Raw genomic sequence first — 18630 nt, forward strand, 5'->3', positions numbered from 1 at the left:
TGAAGCGGATGCTATCGCTGCCCATGCGGGACGACTAAATCTTGTTCAGCGTTCCGACGACCTTATTCGTATCACCGTTCACATAGATGGTAAGTTTTGGATCAAAGGTCACTTTGTACAAATGTTCAATTTTACTTTTTGGTTCCCCGCCCTTAGGAATAGAGAATTGATTTATCATATCATCAAAATTGATCTTTTCTACTTCTGCTTTTGCCAATCCGCGAGAGTTAACCTTCTTTCATCCGAGGAAAGACTGTTCCAAGCCGCTTCACGGACAGCGTTTAAAGGTTGATGCTCGGCTTGCGTGTTTGAGCAGCCTGTAAGAAGCAGCATGCCTAACAGCAAGAGGGTAAAAGAAGATCCTATTCTCACATCAAATCCCGCCTAAATAATGAATCTATATCTTTAAGACGTTAGGTTGGAATTTTTTGTTTCATCGGTATGCTAAGACAACAATGTATTTCTATTTACATAGCCGTTCATAAAAAGAAAGCACTGGAGGCATGATTAGCGTCCGTGCTTTCTTTTTTTTCGATCTTATATTATCCTTAGCGAGCTTCAAAAACGGAACGCCCTTGGACCCAAGTTTGCTTGATCCGGAGCTGTGCATCGGTCCAAACCAGATCGGCTTGCTTGCCGCTTGCAATGGACCCTGTACGGTCGCTAATGCCGAGCTGTTTCGCTGCATTGCCGCTTGCTAATCGGCTAAGCTGCTCCAGGGGCAGGTTGGTGTGCTCAAGCATGAATCGAATCGCGTTGATCATCGTTAAGCAGCTGCCTGCCAAGGCATTTCCCTCGCGCAGACGAGCTTCACCTTCTTTAACGATAACGGCTAAGCCGCCCAGGCTGTATTCACCATCAGGCATGCCGGCAGCCGCCATCGCATCTGTAATCAGAATGACTTTGTCCGATGGCTTCGCGGCAAGCACCAGCCGGATCGCGGCAGGATGAACATGGATGCCGTCCGCAATAAGCTCTGCGGCAATACGGTCATCAGTCAGCACTGCGCCGAGCGTTCCCGGCTCGCGGTGATGGAGTCCCCGCATCGCGTTATACGTATGAACCGCTTGCGACAAACCTGCATCAGCGGCGGCGATGACTTCATTATAAACGGCATCCGTATGCCCACAAGCCGTGTTGATGCCTTGCTCAGCCAGCCAAGAAATGGTTTCGATAGAGCCCTTTTTCTCGGGTGCTAGCGTAAGCTGCCGAATGAGATCAGGCCATTTCGAATGCCAAAGCTGCATCCATTCCAGCTGCGGTGTTTGGATATGAGCGGGATTTTGAGCGCCGGGCCATTTCTCGCTTATGAAAGGACCTTCCAAATGTACGCCGTACAAAGCTGCAAAAGGCATCTCGCTGCTGCGGTACTCGGAAACGGCCTGCAGTACAGCTTCGATAGCTTCCTTAGAGGCGGTCATCGTTGTAGCCAGCATTCCTGTCGTGCCTTGCGAAGCATGAAATTTAGTAATGGTATTAAAGCTTTCTCTGCTGGCATCCATAAAATCAGCACCGAAGCCGCCGTGCACATGCACATCAATAAAGCCGGGAAGCAGGTAGCCACCTTGACCGTCAATGAGAGGAAGATCCTCTGCTGCTGAAGCAGCTGATTCAGCAGCATCTCCAGTAATAATTTGCGATATTTTACCGTTTTGAACGATGACACTGCCGGTTTCGACCCGGTCTTCAAGGACAATATTGACGTTATGAATGATCCAATTAGCATAGCTTAAAGTCATTTAAACTAACATCCTTCCAGCCTCGCGATCAAGGAGAACGATAACGCGGGCATGTGTTTGAAGCAATGAAGCAGGCACGCTTGTCGTGATCGGACCCGTCAATGCTTCCTTTACAATCTCCGCTTTGTCTGAACCGCGGACGACTAATAAGATTGTGTTTGCTTTCAAAATCGACCCGACGCCCATTGTAATCGCATATTCAGGAACCTCGTCCATAGAAGCGAAGAATCGTGCATTAGCTTCGCGCGTTTCCTCTTTTAGCTTAACGGCATGAGTACCGCCGGATAGGTTGACATCCGGTTCATTAAAGCCGATATGGCCGTTGTGGCCTAGACCAAGCAGTTGGATATCGACAGGTTGAGCCTCAAGCATGGCATCATAGCGGGCGGACTCCTCTTCCATGTCGGGAGCCATTCCGTTAGGCAGATGCGTTTGCTTTGCCGTGATATCAATATGTGAAAACAAATGCTTGTTCATATAATAAGCGTAGCTTTGGTCATTTTCAGGCGTGATGCCGACATACTCATCCAGATTAAACGTCGTAACCTCTTTGAAGTTAACCTTTTTTTCCTTGTACGACTCTACTATTTTGTCATAAATCCCAATAGGTGTCGATCCTGTTGCAAGACCAAGCACGGCGTTTGGTTTTTCATTTACGATATTTATAAAAAGTTGTGCTGCATATGTGTCCAATTCCTGCTGCGTATCAAACATGATCATTTCCATGCGTATGCCCCCTTGATGAATTTGTTAGCTTTATTTTATATGAGTTTCGACAGATTATCAATATAAAATGATTGTAAAAATCATATATATGATTTTTACAATCATTTATTCGATCAACAACTTCCTGCCATATCGTTAATAGGATAAAAGATTAGAACATTTAATGAATAGGCTTGTCTTTTTATTTACAGTTTTTATTTGTGTATGTATAACATTTGTATATTATGAGATGAAGCTTTGGACAGGAGAAAAAGAAGCAGTCTTATGTCCGGCGGAAGATCTTATGCTTTGAAACTGGGTTATTATACATTTGATCGAGGATCGACCTTCCTTATGATGCCTCATTTACTGGAGGAACTATTCCATGCGGCAGGACGCTCGCTTCATGACTTTGTAAGCACATCAGGTAGTGGTGTTGAAATTATTTCATTTGGCGTAATATTTCAAAAAGTTGTCCTTCCCTTACAAATACGGTACGTCTCCATGCTCACTTTAAGCCGCTGTTTGTCGTCTCGCAAAGCGCAAGGGACAGCATGACGGAAACAGAGCAAGACCGATTCTATGAGAAAGCTCTTGTCATTGAACGGCTGTCTGGCCTCGCAGTGGGCCATGAAACGCATCGAAGCCGTGCGATGTTTACGCCATGGACAACGGCTAGGCTGCTTAAGAAATTTCCGGTTTTGCGTATCACTGCGGACTTCAGTCATTGGGTCAACGTGTGCGAATCGCATTTGGAAAATCACGAAGCTGAGTTAGCTATTGCAATCGAGCGGACGATCCATATCCATGGTCGTGTTGGTTTCCCAGAAGGGCCTCAGGTGCCACATCCGGCTGCTCCGGAATATGGGACCGAGCTGGCGTTGTTCATGAACTGGTGGAAGCGGATATTTACCAAGCAAGCGGATACAGGGAAAGAATGGGCGACCTTTACCGCTGAGTTCGGACCCCCGTCCTATATGCCTACCGAACCATTCACCAAGAAGCCGGTTGCAGATCTATGGGAAGTGAACCATTGGATGACAGAATATATGGAAGCTCAATTTAAGGAGCTTGCTAAAGGCTAGCCCATTTGAGGGTAGCGGGAATTGAGCTGCTGATTTCTTGCCTAAAAGGAGCATACGCATGACTAAGAGGGGGTCTTCGGCCCCCTCTTAGTCATGCGTATGCGTTATTCAGAATGCTTTACGCTCTGCTTGCACCAGCTATTTCATTGCCTTTTGCAAAATGAGCAGCGGCTTTTTCCGCTTGTTTGTAGGCATCGCTCAGCACGTCATCCCGATTTAAGAAAGCAGTCCCTTGGGCTCTTATAATCTGGTAGTCTTCGATGCCGATAAAATGAAATATGGATTTCAAGTACTTATGAGAATATTCGACCTCCGTATACCAATCGTTATTGGTATATACGCTGCCGCTTCCTTGTATGACTAGCAAGCTTCGCCCATCTTTTAATAATCCGACTGAGCCGTTCTCCGTATATTTAAAAGTTTCCTTGGCGATTAACACATTATCTACGTAATCCTTCAGCTTTGACGGTACGTTGAAGTTATGCATGGGCAGAGCGATGACATATTTGGTCGCTTTTTTGAATTGCTGGAGGATCTCAGACATGCGATTTGTAACCTTATTCTCCTCCTCGGTTAGTTCTTTTTCTTTAGCCAGCTTCTCCCAGGCAGTTAGGACAGTTTGATCAATTGCCGGAACATGGTCTTCATAAAGATTGATTTGTTCGATGGCAGCTGACGGGTTTTGCTCCTTATTTGCCTCCAAAAAATGTTTTAAAACTTGCAGGCTATATGAGGTGGGCGAATCAACTTTTGGATGAGCGTTAATGATAAGAATACGTTCCATGTTTTTTATCTCCTTCAAGTGTATGGTTATGATTATAATGTCGATAATATGAATCGACGATATAACATATCAAGAATATACGTTTTATCTTATCGCTTGTCAAATGAATATTTTCCTATTTTAATTCTAATAAAACCAGTGGATTGAGGGGTTTGACAAAGAATTTAATTACACTATTATAAATGATTGATCATTTCTTTATTCGTAAGGAAGCTGTTGTTTTCACGGCAAAACATTGATTAGGCTCTATAAGGAGCTCAATGAAATCATGGAGCTGGGAGCGAGAAACAGAAAATTATGCTATGCTAGTACGTAGTCGTCTTGCCGGATTTGGTATAGATTACTTGGAACAAGCAGACGTAACCATTACATATACGCCGGAGCAGCTGGAGCGGGACATGTCAGCGATCGCGGTTCTATTTACGGCATATCATCAAATGGAGCTAGGCTAACTTTTTTTCGCCCTGGCAATCGTTCAAACGATATTCAGGGACTGTGGTTTACAGGCGGAACGCCAATCGTTGCGCTTTGTGGTCAGCTTGTAGTTGAGGAGCTTATCAAACAGTATAAGATATAAATTGATAGAGAAGCGAAACGTGAGCTGCGCCGCCATAGAAGACGCTGCCCGTTTTGGCTTGGGAGGTACGAGCATGTCAGTAGATCAGCAAGCAGCAACCGCGAAGCGCAAGGGAGAGCATATTCGCATTTGCCTGCAGGAGCAAGTGAACAGCGTGGGCATCGAAACGGGGCTGGAGAGGTATCGCTTTAAGCATAATGCGCTTCCTGAGCTTTCCTTTAGCGAAGTTAGACTGGATACGGAATGGTTTGGCAAAAATCTTGGCGCTCCGCTGCTCGTGAGCTCCATGACTGGAGGAACGGATGAAGCGGGCGCTATCAATCGCCGCTTGGCCGTTGTCGCGCAGGAGCGGGGCTGGGCGATTGGGCTCGGCTCGATGCGGGCCGCAATAGAGAACGAAGACCTGGCCAGCTCTTTCTCCATCCGCAGCGATGCGCCGACAGTTCCTGTCATTGCCAATATCGGTGCGGTTCAATTTAACTACGGCTTTGGGATAGAATCCTGCCGCAGAGCGGTGGAAATTGCGGAAGCGGATGCGCTCGTCCTGCATTTGAACAGTATGCAGGAGGTATTCCAGCCAGAGGGGGACACAGATTTCCGTCACCTGCTTTCCGCGATTGAACAAGTTTGCAAGGCATTAAACGTACCCGTTGGCGTAAAAGAGGTGGGCTGGGGTATCGATGCGGATACAGCTGCAGCGCTTACCGGTGTTGGCGTGTCCTTTATTGATGCGGCTGGTGCAGGCGGAACCTCTTGGAGCCAAGTAGAGAAATTCCGATCCAGCGACGAAATGCGGCGACAGGCTGCTGAATCATTCGCAGATTGGGGAATACCGACTGCAGAGAGCGTAGTGGAGATTCGGGAGCGGCTTCCGCAAGCGAATATTATTGCGAGCGGAGGCTTGCGTACAGGCGTCGATGCTGCGAAAGCCATTGCGCTCGGCGCGAACTTGGCTGGTTTCGGACGCGTTCTGCTTCCGCAGGCAGCGAAAGGCAGCAATGTCGCATCGCAAGAGCAATTGCTGCAGCAATTCGAACGGATTGAATTCGAGCTGCGCACAGCGATGTTCGGAATTGGAGCGGGCTCCGTAAGCGAACTAAGACAAACGAATCGGCTGCTGCTTAAATAAGAGCCGGCAAGGCAAAAAAAAGAGGTGTATCAGAAGCAATAAATCTGCTGCTGCACCTCTTTTTGCTGAGCGGTTTATTTGATAAGCCCGGTACCTTCAATTTTGATGTCGGCAAGGACTTTAAATTTAATTGCGGGATAAATAGACTGCCACTGCTTCCAAGCGCCATTTCCCGGATGGGTAGCGCGATAACGCAGCCCAAAACCGATTGGATCAACTTTGGCCTTCTGAATTTTCTTTAGCAGGGCAACGCAGGTTTTAGCATATTCCTGATTTAAATCTCGTTCAATGGTAGCCCAGTTTGTCTCGTACAGCCCTCTAGGCGCTTCCTCAAAAACAACCTTCATCATGACATGCATTGTAATCGTATCTTCTCCGTCGACCTTGTCAATTTGGAATTTAGAATGCAATTCAGTAATCGCGACGACAAGATCCATTCCTTCGAACATTCCATGCATGGAGGATTTAGTGAAATCCTTGGCAAGCTGGTTGTACAGCTGGGATTCCGAAGGGGATAAAACGAGCTTCACTCGTTTTTTATTGAGTAGAGCCGTTCGATTGATGATGTAACTCTCCTTGCTGTCCCTTTGAATAACGGGCATCAAGGGATCAAGTCCATGTTCTGAAGCTCGCCTTGCAAAGTCGGACACGGATTCCACATAGGTATAGGAAGATTCTGTACCATCTGCTCCAAAGCTTAGAAACAGCGTATTGCCTGGGTAACGCTCAGAGACGGGCTTAACCTGAAGCAGAGTCTCGGCATCGGGCTTCCCAATTGCGATGTCGGCTACGCTTTGAATATCTCTTCTTCTTGACATCCATTGCAGTAAATTTTGATAGTCTTGGCGCGCCAGCTTCTCTCCGATTATAAAAACCTTGCAATGCCCGAAATCAAGCTCTTTGTCGACATAGGCCTTCAGCATGCGGACACCCTCAGCAACGCTTGCGGTATCAATCGTTTCAATTTGCACTTTGGATGCGCCCGGCTCGATCTTTGGAGAAGGAACGGCAAGCTGGAGCGTAAGCCGATAAGGTTTTTTCTCGTTATCCGACAAGTCTATCCCTAATGCAACGACAAAGAATCGCTTATCGATATCCTTGAAGCCGCACCCGCCCAGCATGCAAATGGCCGTGATCGTCAGAAAGATTCGGATGATGAGTCTCATGCGGCTTTCGACCTCCTCCTGCTTAACACAAAAACCCATATGACAACGTATAACTCAACGAATAACCGAACAACAAGCCAATAAGAAGTAAAGAGCATGTTCATTTTCTCATTGGTCATGACGAGGTAGATCAACGTCAGCAATGCAAAAATGCCGACAATGACATAGTTGGATACCGGTGTTTTTGGGCTGTCGATTTCTGGCTTGCTGCTGGGAAAACAGCTCTTGATAAACTCCATCGCCTGATGCCATCCGGACATCGTATAGACGAGTGTTAAATTCAAATAAACGATTAGAAAAAGAAATAATACGCGTTCAATAAACCCGTACTGCATGAGCAAGGAATCAGCAGTTAAACTCCATATGTATATGTATTGATTGACGCCTTCTGTCCCATGGAAACCGATGGGGACAAAAAAAGTAATCAGCATAATCATCGCCCCAAAAAACGGGTATATAAAACGGAATTTGAAACGAAAGTTCGGCGGGAACAGCCGATTGAATAACGAGAGATTGATATAACCTGTGAAAATAAAGGATGCTGCCGCAATGCAGGTTAGAGTGGGCATCGCTGTTACATAATTGGCTACGACATGAATGGCATCCCAATTGAGCTGCGTACTTCGCGTCGCTTTAAACAATACAAACAAAATGACCGGCGCATTGACGATCAGGCCGATCTCTACGACGAACATGACCGTTAGCGTTGAGCGTGTGGCTGCATAACCGCAGGCGAGGACAAGCATCAATAAGATGATGATCGAGTTTGCATCGGGATTAAAGAAACGATTGATGAGCACGGCATAGGCAACCACAACAATCGTCGTCGCGAACCACCACATAATTCCAAAAAAAATCATATTGACCGTTACCAGCCATTTCGGACAATAGAACTTTAAAATTTCAGGCAGACCTTTGCCGGGAAAACGAGCCATTGCGCTTGTATACATGTACACGAGTACCGTGCCTACGACAATGCCGATAAGCATGGAAGATACAGCACCCGTATATCGAAAATTGATTAAAATATGCGGAACATAAAGCATGAGGTTGATGAAGCTAACGAGTATGAAGTTATAGAAAACATAGCGGTTCACTTGATTTTCACCTGCCCTACATCGCCTTCTAACGGCCTTAATTTTCCGAAAATCCGCATATACGGTTTACCAAAGCTTCTAAGGTTGCAAAGATAGGTGATGTAAATAAACATGCCAACCGCGACACCGGAGATGCCGAAGAAAATCGAAATGCCGATAAGCGGATATTTTAAAAAACGGACCGCAAAGGAAAGCGAGTTAACAGGAATAACAAAATTCGATATCGCCACAACGGAAGTAACGATGATCATAATGCTGCTCACAAGCCCTGCTTGCTGGGCAGCTTGTCCGAGGATAAGCCCCCCTACGGTTGTTGCTGTAGATCCAATGTAACGGGGCAAGCGAATGCTCGCTTCAATTAGCGTCTCGATCATAAAGAGCATAATAAATACTTCGATGAACGACGGATAAGGAACAGCGGAGCGGCTTCCCGCAATCGAGAAGGCCAGCTGCACGCGGAACAGCTCTGGGTTATAGGAGACGACTGAAATATAGAGAGCAGGCAGGGTAATCGTGAGCACGATGGATGTGTACCGGAGAAAGATGAGAAAACGGGTCATCCAATACGCTTCATAATCATCCTCCACCGCATGCATGAAATCGAAGAAGGTAGCAGGCAAAATAATAGCAAACATATTGCCTTTCAAGAGAACGATAATTTTACCTTGGGAAATCGCTTTGGTTATTCGATCGGGCCGCTCTGTAATTAAGACCGTCGGAAACAAATGCTTGCGTTTCCCGACGAGCAGTTTCTCAAGCTCGCCTGCGGCATGCAGCATTTCTACATTGATTGTCGTTAATTTCGTACGTACGTTATCGAGTACGGAAGGATCAACGCGGCGCTGATCAAACAATGCGAATACAGGCGTTTTGGATAATGAACCGATGGTATGCTCTTCAACAGACAGGTCCGGAGAGGGATACATGCTGCGAATCAGGTTTAGAGAGATGTTTAGATCTTCGCTTAAAGCAAGCTGAGGCCCCTGAATGGCGCTCTCTACCTGCGTTTGCGGATTCTCAATGCTTATGATACGAGAGGCATCGAAGGAATAAATGATTTCATTTGATTCAATCAGCACATTGCCTCTTAGCATTAGTTCCTGCCATTTGGCGACATCATCGACTACGCGATATTCAGGATTCGTTTTCAGCTGGCTTTCAAAAGGGTAGAAATCTTTCGTAAACGGGACGATAATGAAATCGTTTATTTTATTTTCTTCGCATAGAGGTGCGATATAGGCAACTTCGATCGTCATTTCGCTGTTATGCAAAATTTCCAATTTAATATCGACGGCTTCTGCAAACAACAAGCGAATACGCTCATTCATTCCGGTTTCCCCCTTTCATTCATTTGCGAATCATACAATGGACTTATTGGATAAGCTTCCATAGTTTGTGTCAAAACCCAAAAATTATGCCTGGTGGAAACTGTTTTGCGAGTAAGTTGGAATTCAAGTACAATTAAGCAATCAAATTGATTTTCTTGGCTTAGGTTCATAATGAAGGAGAGCACGAAAATGAAACCATGGTACGAACAGAGCTTCGGCTCCGACTATATGCTTGTCTATAAACATCGCAACTGGGAAAACGCCGCTAAAGAGGTATGCCAAATGATCTCTTGGCTGGGACTCTCCGAAGGAGCGCAGGTGGTTGATATCGGCTGTGGAATGGGACGGCATGCCCTAGCGCTCGCAAGCTTCGGCTATTCAGTAACCGGCATCGATTTATCACCGAGCTTACTGGAGGAAGCCCGCCGTCATGATATAGAGGGCGCCGTAAAATGGGAGCAAGGGGATATGCGCGAGCTGCCGTTGGAAGCAGGCACCTTCGATGCGACCGTAAACTTTTTTACTTCGTTCGGCTATTTCTCGTATGAAGATGACAATGTGAAGGTACTCCGTAATATTCGCAAAGTGCTGCGGCCGAATGGTTCGTTTCTTATCGATTTCCTTAATCCCGTTTATGTGGAACATACCCTAGTGCCCCGATCGGAACGAAGGGATGAAGATACCGGGCTAGTGATCCAAGAGCTTCGGTCTATTGAAGACGGCTGGGTGCAAAAGGAAATTACCGTGTTCCATCCGCAGAGCAAAGAAGCGCCAAGGGAGTATTTGGAACGGGTAAAATTGTACAAGCTGGACTGGTTCAAAACCCAACTTGCAGGCTGCGGGCTGGTCTTGGAGCAGCTGTATGGCAATTACGACGGTTCCCCTTATGAGTCTTCAAAATCTCCACGCATGATTATGGCAGGAAGGGCTAAATAAAGATGACAGAGCAAAGGAATGACACGCATTTTCCGGAATTAGAAGCGGATGCTTCTTTATACGCCACTGCCTTGCAGGAGGAGTGGCTGCAGGTAAAGGTCCCTGTGCCTTTTTCGCTGAAATGGGTAAACAGCTATCTGATCCCGGAGGCCGACGGGTTTACGCTTGTTGATCCTGGACTGCGGACGGACGAAGCCATAAAAGTATGGGATGCAGTCATGCAGCGGCAGGGCTTGCAGTGGAAGAAAATTTCACGGATCGTTCTGACGCACCAGCATCCCGATCATTACGGACTGGCGGGATATGTGCAGGAGAAAAGCGGTGCACCCGTCTATATGACACGCAAGGCGCATGCTTATGCGGTAAGGCTCTGGGGAGAAGGAAGCGATTTCTCCCAGCAGCTGCAATCGCTGTATGAGAAACATGGCATGCCGATTAAGGAAAGAGAGGCCATCGCGGAGAATCTGGAGACGTTTGTAAGCATGGTTTCTCCGCAGCCTGCGGTCACCTATTTCGAAGCGGGTGAACAACTCATGATGGGGGGACTAAGCTGGCTGTTAATTGATGCGCCAGGCCATGCGAGCGGTCAGCTCTGCTTCTATCAGCAGGAACGGAAATGGATGCTGTGCGGTGACCAGGTGCTGCCCCATATTACGCCAAATGTAAGTATCGTACCTGGAGAAGACGGCGACCCGCTTGAGGAATTTCTCCAAAGCCTGCAGGCGCTTAAGCAGTTCGAGGTTTCGCTGGCGTTTCCTGGACATCGTGATCCCTTCGCCGGTTTTAATGACAGAATTACGGAGCTTCAACAGCATCATAGCCGCAGACTCGACAAAATGGCAGCGATGCTCGCAAAAGAGCCCCGCACCGCCTATGGCATGTGCGAGGCTCTATTCGGAAGCCGTTTAAACGGCAATGCCCATCAATTAAGATTTGCCATGTCGGAGACGCTGGCGCATTTGGTTCATTTGGAGCGAAAGGCTCGTATTGCTTCGTCTGCCGTTTCTGGCATCTGTTATTTCTCTGCGGTCAAAGGCTAACGGTCACGGAATTCCTGCGGCGTTATGCCGTAGCGGTCTTTAGACACTTTGATAAAATAGCTCGTTTTCAAGTAGCCGAGCTTAGCAGCTATTTCGTAAATTTTATCAGGGGTGGTGCGGAGCATATGCGCTGCGGTTTCCATTTTCAATCTGGAAATGTATTCGCTTATGCCCTCGCCCGTTTCCAGCTTGTAAATTTTCGACAAGTAGGAAGGATTCAAGAAGACGTGAGAGGCAATCGTCTGCAGCGATGCTTCCTCCAGATGGCTGGATACGTATTCTTGTACCTTCTGTACGGTACTGGAACGGGAGTGCTGAACTCTGCTGCTCATATGGCTTCTATAAGCATCAAGCACCGAAGCTGTCCACGTACGAAGCTGCTTTATGGTATGAAAGTTGGGGCCGCTTAGCAGCTGGTTGAACTCCGGACCCATGATGTCGGCCATCCAAAGCTTGTTTTTGTGAATCGAGAAGCTAAGTGAGCTGACAACCATAAAATACGTTTCCAAGATATGCTCATGCGATTCGCCCCATTTATGTACCAGCTCCTCGAACACCAGCTTCAGCTTCCCCTCAATCGTCTCCCATTGACCGGCCTCCAGCAAATGGATCAGCAGCGGCGGGTTATACAAATGAGAAAGGGAGTTTGCCTCTCCATGCTGCGCTTCCTCTGTCAGCGTCAATAAAAAACCTCGTTCACTTCCGATGCGCTGCCTAAAATTGATGAGCGAAAAGTCATAGGTTTCGCGCATTTCATGCGGAAATGCATCCTGTTTCGTAAGCACAAGCGATATGGTGCCCTTTAAGTAGAGCTTCACATAGTGCTGGAGCTGCGCCGCCTTTTGCTCGATCAAATGAAGCAGCGGGGCTTGATCCAGACGGTTATGTGTTTTGCTCATGATAGCAAATACAAAATATCCGTGCTCATCCTTCGTATGCCACAGCTTATATTCATCGGAAAAGATCTCTTCCGCGATATTGCAAACCGCATACTCAAGCAAAGAGCTGTCACGCTCGGTTTGTTCGTAAAAATAGTCTTCCACCCGCAGCAGCATCAGGCAATGCGGGGCATGCAGCTTAAAGGAAAGGTCCAGCATATCAAGCTTCTCCGTCAGCTTCTCTTCACTATAGGCTTGGCCCTGAAGAAGAGAGAGCAGCAGATGGTTACGCAATATAGGTAAATTATCTTTCAGGGAGGATAGAGCGCTCTGATGCGAGCTGATCGCCTTCCAATGCTCCTCCAGCTGCAGCACGGCCTTCTTAACCGCATGAAGCAGCTCATCGTCCTCGGCGGGCTTTAACAAATAGTCGCTTGCTTGATGCTGCAGCGCTTTTTTGGCATATTCAAAATCATTGTAGCCGGATAACAATATACATTTCACATTGCTCCATGATGCCCGGATCTGTTCAATTAAATCGAGACCGGAGAGGCCGGGCATATGAATATCCGTGATGACGATATCGATGGGCGTAGCATTCATAATTTCAAGTGCCTCAGCGCCGGAATGTGCTTGATAAACGGAATCGATACCTACGGTTTGCCAGGGCAAATTGCTGGCTAGATCCTCAACAAGATCAGGTTGATCGTCAACGATTAATAATTGGTACAAGGTCAACAGATCCTATGGTTCAATCTAGATGGAATAGTTTTCGTGCGGCCAAGTCAGGTATACGGCTACGCCGCCCTCTTCGCGAATCCGGAAGGTAATGGAAGCCTCCTGGCCGAATTGGAAGAGCATGCGCTGCCTAATGTTCCACAGTGCGCAGCCGCTCGAATCATCAGGCGGATTCATAATTTTTTTCTCCAGCTTACGCAGCGTTTCCTCGGTCATCCCAATACCGTTATCCTCCACGATAAGCGTATGGTAACGGTCATCGCTCTCACCGGAAATGGTAATGACACCGTCCCCGTCAAATCTTTCAATCCCATGCAGCACCACATTTTCTACAATGGGCTGAAGCAGCAGCCTCGGCAGTTCGGTCTCCAGCATCGACTCGCGCACTTGGATGCGATAGGAAAGATGCTGGATATGGAACTGCTGGATCTCCAAATAGCTTTCAACCAGCTGTAGCTCCTCCTTCAAGGAAGCCGTCATCTTCTCGACCCTCGTCGTATAACGGTAGTAGGTGGAGAGATGCATGGCCAGCTTCATGACGGATTCCTTCTTATCAAGTCTTGCTAGACTGCGGATAAGCGCAAAGCAATTGTATAAAAAATGCGGATTGATTTGGGATTGCAGCTGCTTTACATTGGCTTCGCGCCTGCGCAGCTCCTCGACATAAACCTTCTGAATGAGCTGCTCGGTATTAGCAGCCATGTCATTAAACCGCTGAAACAAATAGGTGAATTCATTTTTGGGATTCACGGTTATTCGGGTAGAATAATTGCCCTCTTGAAGACGCTTAACGCTTCGGATCAGCAAGCCGATCGGCCGTTGTACGTTCCGGTACAGCAAATAACCTGCGTGTAAACTCATAATAAGCAGCAAACCTACGGAGCCGTAAAATAGATTTTGGCTTTTTACGATGGGCTCCTTACAAGTCGGAATGGTTCTTCATTGACTTGAACAGCGAACAATCTATTGGCAAAATCGTTCTAACATGGGAAGCTGCCTATGGAAAAGCTTTGGATATTCAAGTGGCTGCAGCGGACAGTGATTTATCTTCGGGCAGCGCGGATTGGCATATCGTGCATTCACTGAACAGAAGCTTGGAGCCGGCCCAATTTACGGAATCCATAACACTCGATAACAGCGTGGACGCAAGATATGTGCGCGTTTTGATTACGGATAAGGGATTGCCGCCATACGGCCCTTCGCTTTTTGAAATTGAGATTTACGAATAGCCGGATTTTATTGTTTGATATCTCAAAATAAACAAGAGAGCATTTCTGAGCAGGTCGTTTCCTGCGAGGATATGCTCTTTTGTTGTTATATATCGCGTAGTTTTTGAGCATTAGGAAGTTTACATTTTAATTATGATGATTTAATGAAGACGACAAATATATATTGCGACATATATAAATATATGATACATATTAAATAACGGAAATGACTTCAACATGTGTGCTAATGATCTATTCCGTCATAAGAGAGCAGAGGAGACTGGATTATGGAGAGAGAATTGGCATTAGAACTTGTAAGGGTAACGGAATTAGCAGCACTCGCATCCGCGCCGTGGATGGGGAGAGGCGATAAGAATAGCGCTGACGGAGCGGCTACATCCGCGATGCGTTCGATGTTTGATTCTGTATCCATTCGCGGAACGGTCGTCATAGGCGAGGGGGAAATGGATGAAGCGCCTATGCTGTACATAGGCGAGGAGGTAGGCAGTCTGAACGGACCGGAGGTTGACGTCGCGGTCGATCCGCTTGAAGGCACGGAAATCGTAGCGAAAGGGTTAAATAATGCGATGTCCGTTCTTGCAGTCGCTGGCAAAGGACAGCTGCTGCATGCGCCGGATATGTACATGGAGAAGCTTGCATTCGGTCCTGCTCTTGTAGGCAAGCTGTCCATAACGGATCCGATGGATGTGACGCTGCGTAAAGCAGCGGATGCTCTTAACAAGAAAGTATCGGATCTGACGGTAATGATTCTGGACCGTACGCGTCATGAATCCATCGTTAAAGTGCTTCGCAAGGTAGGCGTTCGCATCAAGTTTTTGTCGGATGGCGACGTTGCCGGTGCGATGGCTCCGGCTTTCCCTGAAGCGGGAATCGACTTGTATGTGGGCTCCGGCGGAGCGCCGGAAGGAGTAATCGCCGCCGCAGCGCTTAAATGCTTGGGAGGCGAGCTGCAGGCGCGCTTAATGCCGGCCGACGGCAACGAGTATAATCGCTGCGTTCAAATGGGGATCGAAGATCCTTACCGCGTGCTTACGATGGAGGACATGATCGGGACGGGCGATGTATATTTTGCGGCAACGGGTGTTACGCCAGGCGAGTTTTTGGGCGGGGTGCAATACTTCCCGGACCAACGGGCAGAGACGCATTCCATCGTGATGCGGGCCAAGACCAAAACCGTGCGGTTCGTGCGCGCTTTGCACTATTTGCCGAACAAGACGTTTCTAAACGGCAATCAATAATAATCAGGGCTGCTCCTAAAGGTCACAATGACCGTTTAGAGGCAGCCCCCTTTATTACACGGTGAATTTATTTGTGCGGTCGCCTGAAGCTCTTGTGCCGGTTGTGCAAGCGCCTGGGCGGATGGTTCTACCTCCATGGTAGCGAATAGAAAAAAGGACCAGCCCGTCATTAGACGAGCTGATCCTATGTAATGAGTTCTGGGAGTAAAGAAGCTGAATCACTATCCTGCTGTTGTTAGCTAATTACCGCCAGGGATGAACTTTTTCAACCAAGTTCCAAAGCTTGCGGGATTGCGGCTTTGGATTAGAACGACGCCTTCGCCGCGGAAGCGGCAGACAAGGCCTTCACCGCTCGTGATGCTGGACAGCCAGCCCTTGGAGGCTTTCTCGATTGTATAATTCATATAACCCGGCCATGCAACCAAATGCCCGTTATCGATGATGACTTCTTCGCCGGCGCTCAGGTTCAGCGCATGAATCGCGCCATAGGAGGAGAGGAATACGGTGCCCCGTCCGCTGATTTCCACAATAAAGAAGCCTTCGCCGGACAGGAGTCCCCTGCCGAGGTTTTGCATTTTGGTATTGACTTCTATGCCGCTAGTGCCTGCCAAGAAACCGTCCTTTTGGACGTAAAGCTTGTACGAGCCGTCCAGCTCTATGGCCTCGATATCCCCGAGAGAGGGGGGAGCAAGGTGAACCTCACCTTGACCCCGAACCGCTTTCATCTCTTGAAAAAAGAACGTTTCTCCGCTCAGCATTCTTCCTAGTCCGCGCATAATTCCGCCGTCGGCTGTGCCCTTCAGGTCGATGCTCGGCGACATGGAGACCATGGCGCCCATTTCGGCTTTAACGCTTTCCCCCGGATTCAGCTTCACTTTCAACATGGCAAAAGCGCCTTTATAAAAAATATCGTAATTCATGAATGTACCTCCTCAAGGTTTTGCGAATGCAAAATCCTACTTCGTAAGGATGAGCCTAAGGTTTTGCGAATGCAAAATCCTGCTTCGTAAGGGTAGGCTTTAAGGTTTTGCGAATGCAAAATCCTGCTTCGTAAGCCCCGATTAATCAAGGGGAGGCTGCGTAACGCCTTCCCGCTCTGCTTGTCTGCGGTGAGCGATTCGGCTTGCTGCCGATGCTGCGATCGCTCCGACAATATCGTCCAGAAACGTATGGATTTCCCCGTCGCTTTTATCGTTCAGCTTGACCAGAATGCCCGGCTTCAGCTTGTCGACATAACCGAAATTCGTAAAGCCGATGCTTCCATAGACATTCACAATGGATAGGGCCAAAATTTCGTCGCATCCGTAAAGACTCTCATCATACTTGATCATATCCTGCAGAGGAGCCATCAATTTGCCTTCCTCGGCGAGAATATCGAGCTGAATCCCAGTCAGAACAGCATTTTGAACCTCGCGCTTGGATAGGACGGCATTCACATGAACAATACAATCCTCAGGCGTCAGGTCAGGAAAATAATCCTTTTGCAAAAAATGCACGAGCTCGGCGATAGCCATTTTCGTTACTCCGCGTTTGATGAGCCATTCGTCTGTTGCCTCGGCCACTTTGCGGCTGTTGAGGCTGTAAATTTCGGGATTGGACATGTTTTTGTTCCCCCTTAGGATTTTATGGACAAAACTGGTCTAAAAAAGGGAAGGGCTCGTATACATAGTACTACAAATAAGGAGTTGTACAAAGCCGCCAGGCAAAACTCGATTAGGGAGGAAAGGTCAATATGATTCAAAAAAGATGGATTAGGGGTGCAGTACTTTCAGGGGTTCTCGTTTTGCCGATTCTAACGTCAGGTTGCGTATTGTTCTCGCAGGAGACAAGCCAAAATATTGATCCGCCTCAGATTGAGGTAAAGGATGGCACGGAAGGTGCTGAAACCGGACAGGCCGTCGTTGGCGAAGAAAACCAAATGACCGTGTATCTGGAAGATCGCAATGGCTACTTGGCGCCGATCTCTCTTCAAACCACGCTGGGCGCTAATGAGCAAGCCGGGCAGAAGGCGCTTGAAATGATGGTGGAAAACGGAGCTTATGCCAGTCAACTACCTGAGGATTTCCGCGCGGTGATCCCGCAAGGCACACAAATTAAATCGTATAAAGTCGATAAGGAGCAAAAGATTGCGACGGTTGAATTTTCCGAGCCGTTTAATGATTACAACGTGCAGGATGAGCGTACAATCGTAGAAGCCATCACTTGGACGCTGACGGCTATGACAGGCATTGAAGGCGTTGAAATCTGGTATGAAGGCGCCAAGCTGCCGGAAATGCCAGTTGACGGTTATCCGTTAGACGAAACGCTGACACGGGCTGTAGGCATCAATATTGAGGCGGCAGAAGGCGTCAATTATGCGCAATCGACGCCGGTTACCCTTTATTTCTCTGCAGTAACATTAAACGATGAACAATATTACGTACCCGTTACAAGACTTGTGGCGCGTTCGTCATCTCCGGCACAAGCAGCGCTTGAACAACTGATTTCAGGTCCGCTTAACAAAAAAGAGCTGACCAGCGTTATTCTTCCGGATGTACAGGTGAAGAACATCGTGCAGGATGGCGATGTCGTCACGGTAGATTTGCAGGATGAGGCTTACCAGGAAGGACAGAAGCTCCCGACTGAAATGCTGCAGGCGCTTGTTTTGTCCGTGACAGAAAATACTGGCGCATCGACGGTTCAAATTAAATTGAACGGCGAAGCGAATGTAGTCGACGAGGCAAATAAATCTTACAGCGAGCCGGTTGGCCGTCCGCATCATGTCAATGCGATTAAATCATAATGAAATAACATAAACTCGAATAAAGAGGCTGTTCAAAAGCGAATGCTGTTGAACAGCCTCTTGTGCGCTTGGCAGCGCAATCGACTAGGGAGTGAAAGTCTCCAGTACACTGCGAGGTGGCGGAAGTACATAGCTGACGCATAGTGCTAGTCCGTGAGGATAGGTGCGGAGGATGCGAA

General features: G+C 47.6%; 20 protein-coding genes. 8 read left to right on the top strand and 12 right to left on the bottom strand.

All coding sequences use genetic code 11. The features are described from left to right. Positions 1 to 34: 34 nt before the first annotated feature. The 4 genes from RCO25_RS29355 to nagB form a co-directional block, all read right to left on the bottom strand. The gene (locus RCO25_RS29355) at positions 35 to 217 is read right to left on the bottom strand and encodes a hypothetical protein (protein ID WP_308999628.1); all 183 of its coding nucleotides are present in this window, start codon (positions 215 to 217) and stop codon (positions 35 to 37) included. After that, positions 199 to 372, bottom strand: a complete 174-nt coding sequence (locus RCO25_RS29360) for a hypothetical protein (RefSeq protein ID WP_308999629.1) — start codon at positions 370 to 372, stop codon at positions 199 to 201. Before RCO25_RS29360 ends, RCO25_RS29355 begins: the two co-directional genes overlap by 19 nt. A 176-nt stretch (positions 373 to 548) precedes the next feature. Then, a complete protein-coding gene (nagA, locus tag RCO25_RS29365) occupies positions 549 to 1739 on the bottom strand; it encodes an N-acetylglucosamine-6-phosphate deacetylase (RefSeq protein ID WP_308999630.1) in 1191 nt (396 codons plus the stop codon). Next, positions 1740 to 2465, bottom strand: a complete 726-nt coding sequence (nagB, locus tag RCO25_RS29370) for a glucosamine-6-phosphate deaminase (protein ID WP_308999631.1) — start codon at positions 2463 to 2465, stop codon at positions 1740 to 1742. Positions 2466 to 2998: 533 nt separating this feature from the next. Between nagB and RCO25_RS29375 the strand changes: the two genes are divergently transcribed. Continuing rightward, positions 2999 to 3529, top strand: coding sequence for a hypothetical protein (locus tag RCO25_RS29375; RefSeq protein ID WP_308999632.1), 531 nt, complete (start codon positions 2999 to 3001; stop codon positions 3527 to 3529). A gap of 118 nt (positions 3530 to 3647) precedes the next feature. Here the strand turns inward: RCO25_RS29375 and RCO25_RS29380 are convergent, their stop codons facing one another. Further along, positions 3648 to 4313 (bottom strand): FMN-dependent NADH-azoreductase, encoded by a 666-nt coding sequence (locus RCO25_RS29380; RefSeq protein ID WP_308999633.1) that lies wholly within the window; start codon positions 4311 to 4313, stop codon positions 3648 to 3650. A gap of 260 nt (positions 4314 to 4573) precedes the next feature. Here RCO25_RS29380 and RCO25_RS29385 point away from each other — a divergent pair, with 260 nt between their 5' ends. Further along, on the top strand, positions 4574 to 4765 hold the full coding sequence (locus RCO25_RS29385) for a hypothetical protein (RefSeq protein ID WP_308999634.1): 192 nt from the start codon (positions 4574 to 4576) through the stop codon (positions 4763 to 4765). 198 nt (positions 4766 to 4963) lie between these two features. After that, positions 4964 to 6019, top strand: a complete 1056-nt coding sequence (fni, locus tag RCO25_RS29390; protein ID WP_308999635.1) for a type 2 isopentenyl-diphosphate Delta-isomerase — start codon at positions 4964 to 4966, stop codon at positions 6017 to 6019. 74 nt (positions 6020 to 6093) lie between these two features. On the opposite strand, the gene RCO25_RS29395 is transcribed toward fni, so the two are convergent. The 3 genes from RCO25_RS29395 to RCO25_RS29405 are packed head-to-tail and all read right to left on the bottom strand — an operon-like array spanning position 6094 to position 9610. Continuing rightward, positions 6094 to 7185 (bottom strand): Ger(x)C family spore germination protein, encoded by a 1092-nt coding sequence (locus RCO25_RS29395; protein WP_308999636.1) that lies wholly within the window; start codon positions 7183 to 7185, stop codon positions 6094 to 6096. Next, positions 7182 to 8282 carry a GerAB/ArcD/ProY family transporter gene (locus tag RCO25_RS29400; RefSeq protein WP_308999637.1) on the bottom strand — a complete coding sequence of 367 codons (1101 nt, stop codon included), beginning with the start codon at positions 8280 to 8282 and terminating at the stop codon, positions 7182 to 7184. Before RCO25_RS29400 ends, RCO25_RS29395 begins: the two co-directional genes overlap by 4 nt. Next, a complete protein-coding gene (locus tag RCO25_RS29405; protein ID WP_308999638.1) occupies positions 8279 to 9610 on the bottom strand; it encodes a spore germination protein in 1332 nt (443 codons plus the stop codon). Before RCO25_RS29405 ends, RCO25_RS29400 begins: the two co-directional genes overlap by 4 nt. Positions 9611 to 9799: 189 nt before the next feature. Between RCO25_RS29405 and RCO25_RS29410 the strand changes: the two genes are divergently transcribed. Both RCO25_RS29410 and RCO25_RS29415 read left to right on the top strand, forming a co-directional pair. Continuing rightward, positions 9800 to 10546: a class I SAM-dependent methyltransferase gene (locus tag RCO25_RS29410; protein WP_308999639.1), complete on the top strand. Its 747-nt coding sequence runs from the start codon at positions 9800 to 9802 to the stop codon at positions 10544 to 10546. A gap of 2 nt (positions 10547 to 10548) precedes the next feature. Next, positions 10549 to 11586, top strand: coding sequence for an MBL fold metallo-hydrolase (locus RCO25_RS29415; RefSeq protein WP_308999640.1), 1038 nt, complete (start codon positions 10549 to 10551; stop codon positions 11584 to 11586). On the opposite strand, the gene RCO25_RS29420 is transcribed toward RCO25_RS29415, so the two are convergent. Both RCO25_RS29420 and RCO25_RS29425 read right to left on the bottom strand, forming a co-directional pair. Next, complete coding sequence (locus RCO25_RS29420) at positions 11583 to 13196, bottom strand: response regulator (RefSeq protein ID WP_308999641.1); 1614 nt, start codon at positions 13194 to 13196, stop codon at positions 11583 to 11585. The two genes, RCO25_RS29415 and RCO25_RS29420, sit on opposite strands and share 4 nt — an antisense overlap. Before the next feature lie 24 nt (positions 13197 to 13220). Next, positions 13221 to 14063 (bottom strand): sensor histidine kinase, encoded by an 843-nt coding sequence (locus RCO25_RS29425; protein WP_308999642.1) that lies wholly within the window; start codon positions 14061 to 14063, stop codon positions 13221 to 13223. Between the two features lie 29 nt (positions 14064 to 14092). Between RCO25_RS29425 and RCO25_RS29430 the strand changes: the two genes are divergently transcribed. Further along, a complete protein-coding gene (locus RCO25_RS29430) occupies positions 14093 to 14431 on the top strand; it encodes a discoidin domain-containing protein (protein WP_308999647.1) in 339 nt (112 codons plus the stop codon). A 266-nt stretch (positions 14432 to 14697) separates the two neighbouring features. Continuing rightward, positions 14698 to 15669, top strand: a complete 972-nt coding sequence (glpX, locus tag RCO25_RS29435; protein ID WP_308999643.1) for a class II fructose-bisphosphatase — start codon at positions 14698 to 14700, stop codon at positions 15667 to 15669. Between the two features lie 239 nt (positions 15670 to 15908). Here glpX and RCO25_RS29440 read toward each other — a convergent pair whose 3' ends face one another. Continuing rightward, complete coding sequence (locus tag RCO25_RS29440; protein ID WP_308999644.1) at positions 15909 to 16589, bottom strand: TIGR00266 family protein; 681 nt, start codon at positions 16587 to 16589, stop codon at positions 15909 to 15911. A 141-nt stretch (positions 16590 to 16730) separates the two neighbouring features. Further along, a complete protein-coding gene (locus RCO25_RS29445; RefSeq protein WP_308999645.1) occupies positions 16731 to 17270 on the bottom strand; it encodes a phosphatidylglycerophosphatase A family protein in 540 nt (179 codons plus the stop codon). A gap of 131 nt (positions 17271 to 17401) precedes the next feature. Between RCO25_RS29445 and RCO25_RS29450 the strand changes: the two genes are divergently transcribed. Beyond that, a complete protein-coding gene (locus tag RCO25_RS29450) occupies positions 17402 to 18451 on the top strand; it encodes a GerMN domain-containing protein (RefSeq protein WP_308999646.1) in 1050 nt (349 codons plus the stop codon). Positions 18452 to 18630: the final 179 nt, after the last annotated feature.

Origin of the sequence: Paenibacillus sp. LHD-38 (assembly GCF_031157315.1) — a bacterium.
Taxonomy (GTDB): domain Bacteria; phylum Bacillota; class Bacilli; order Paenibacillales; family Paenibacillaceae; genus Pristimantibacillus.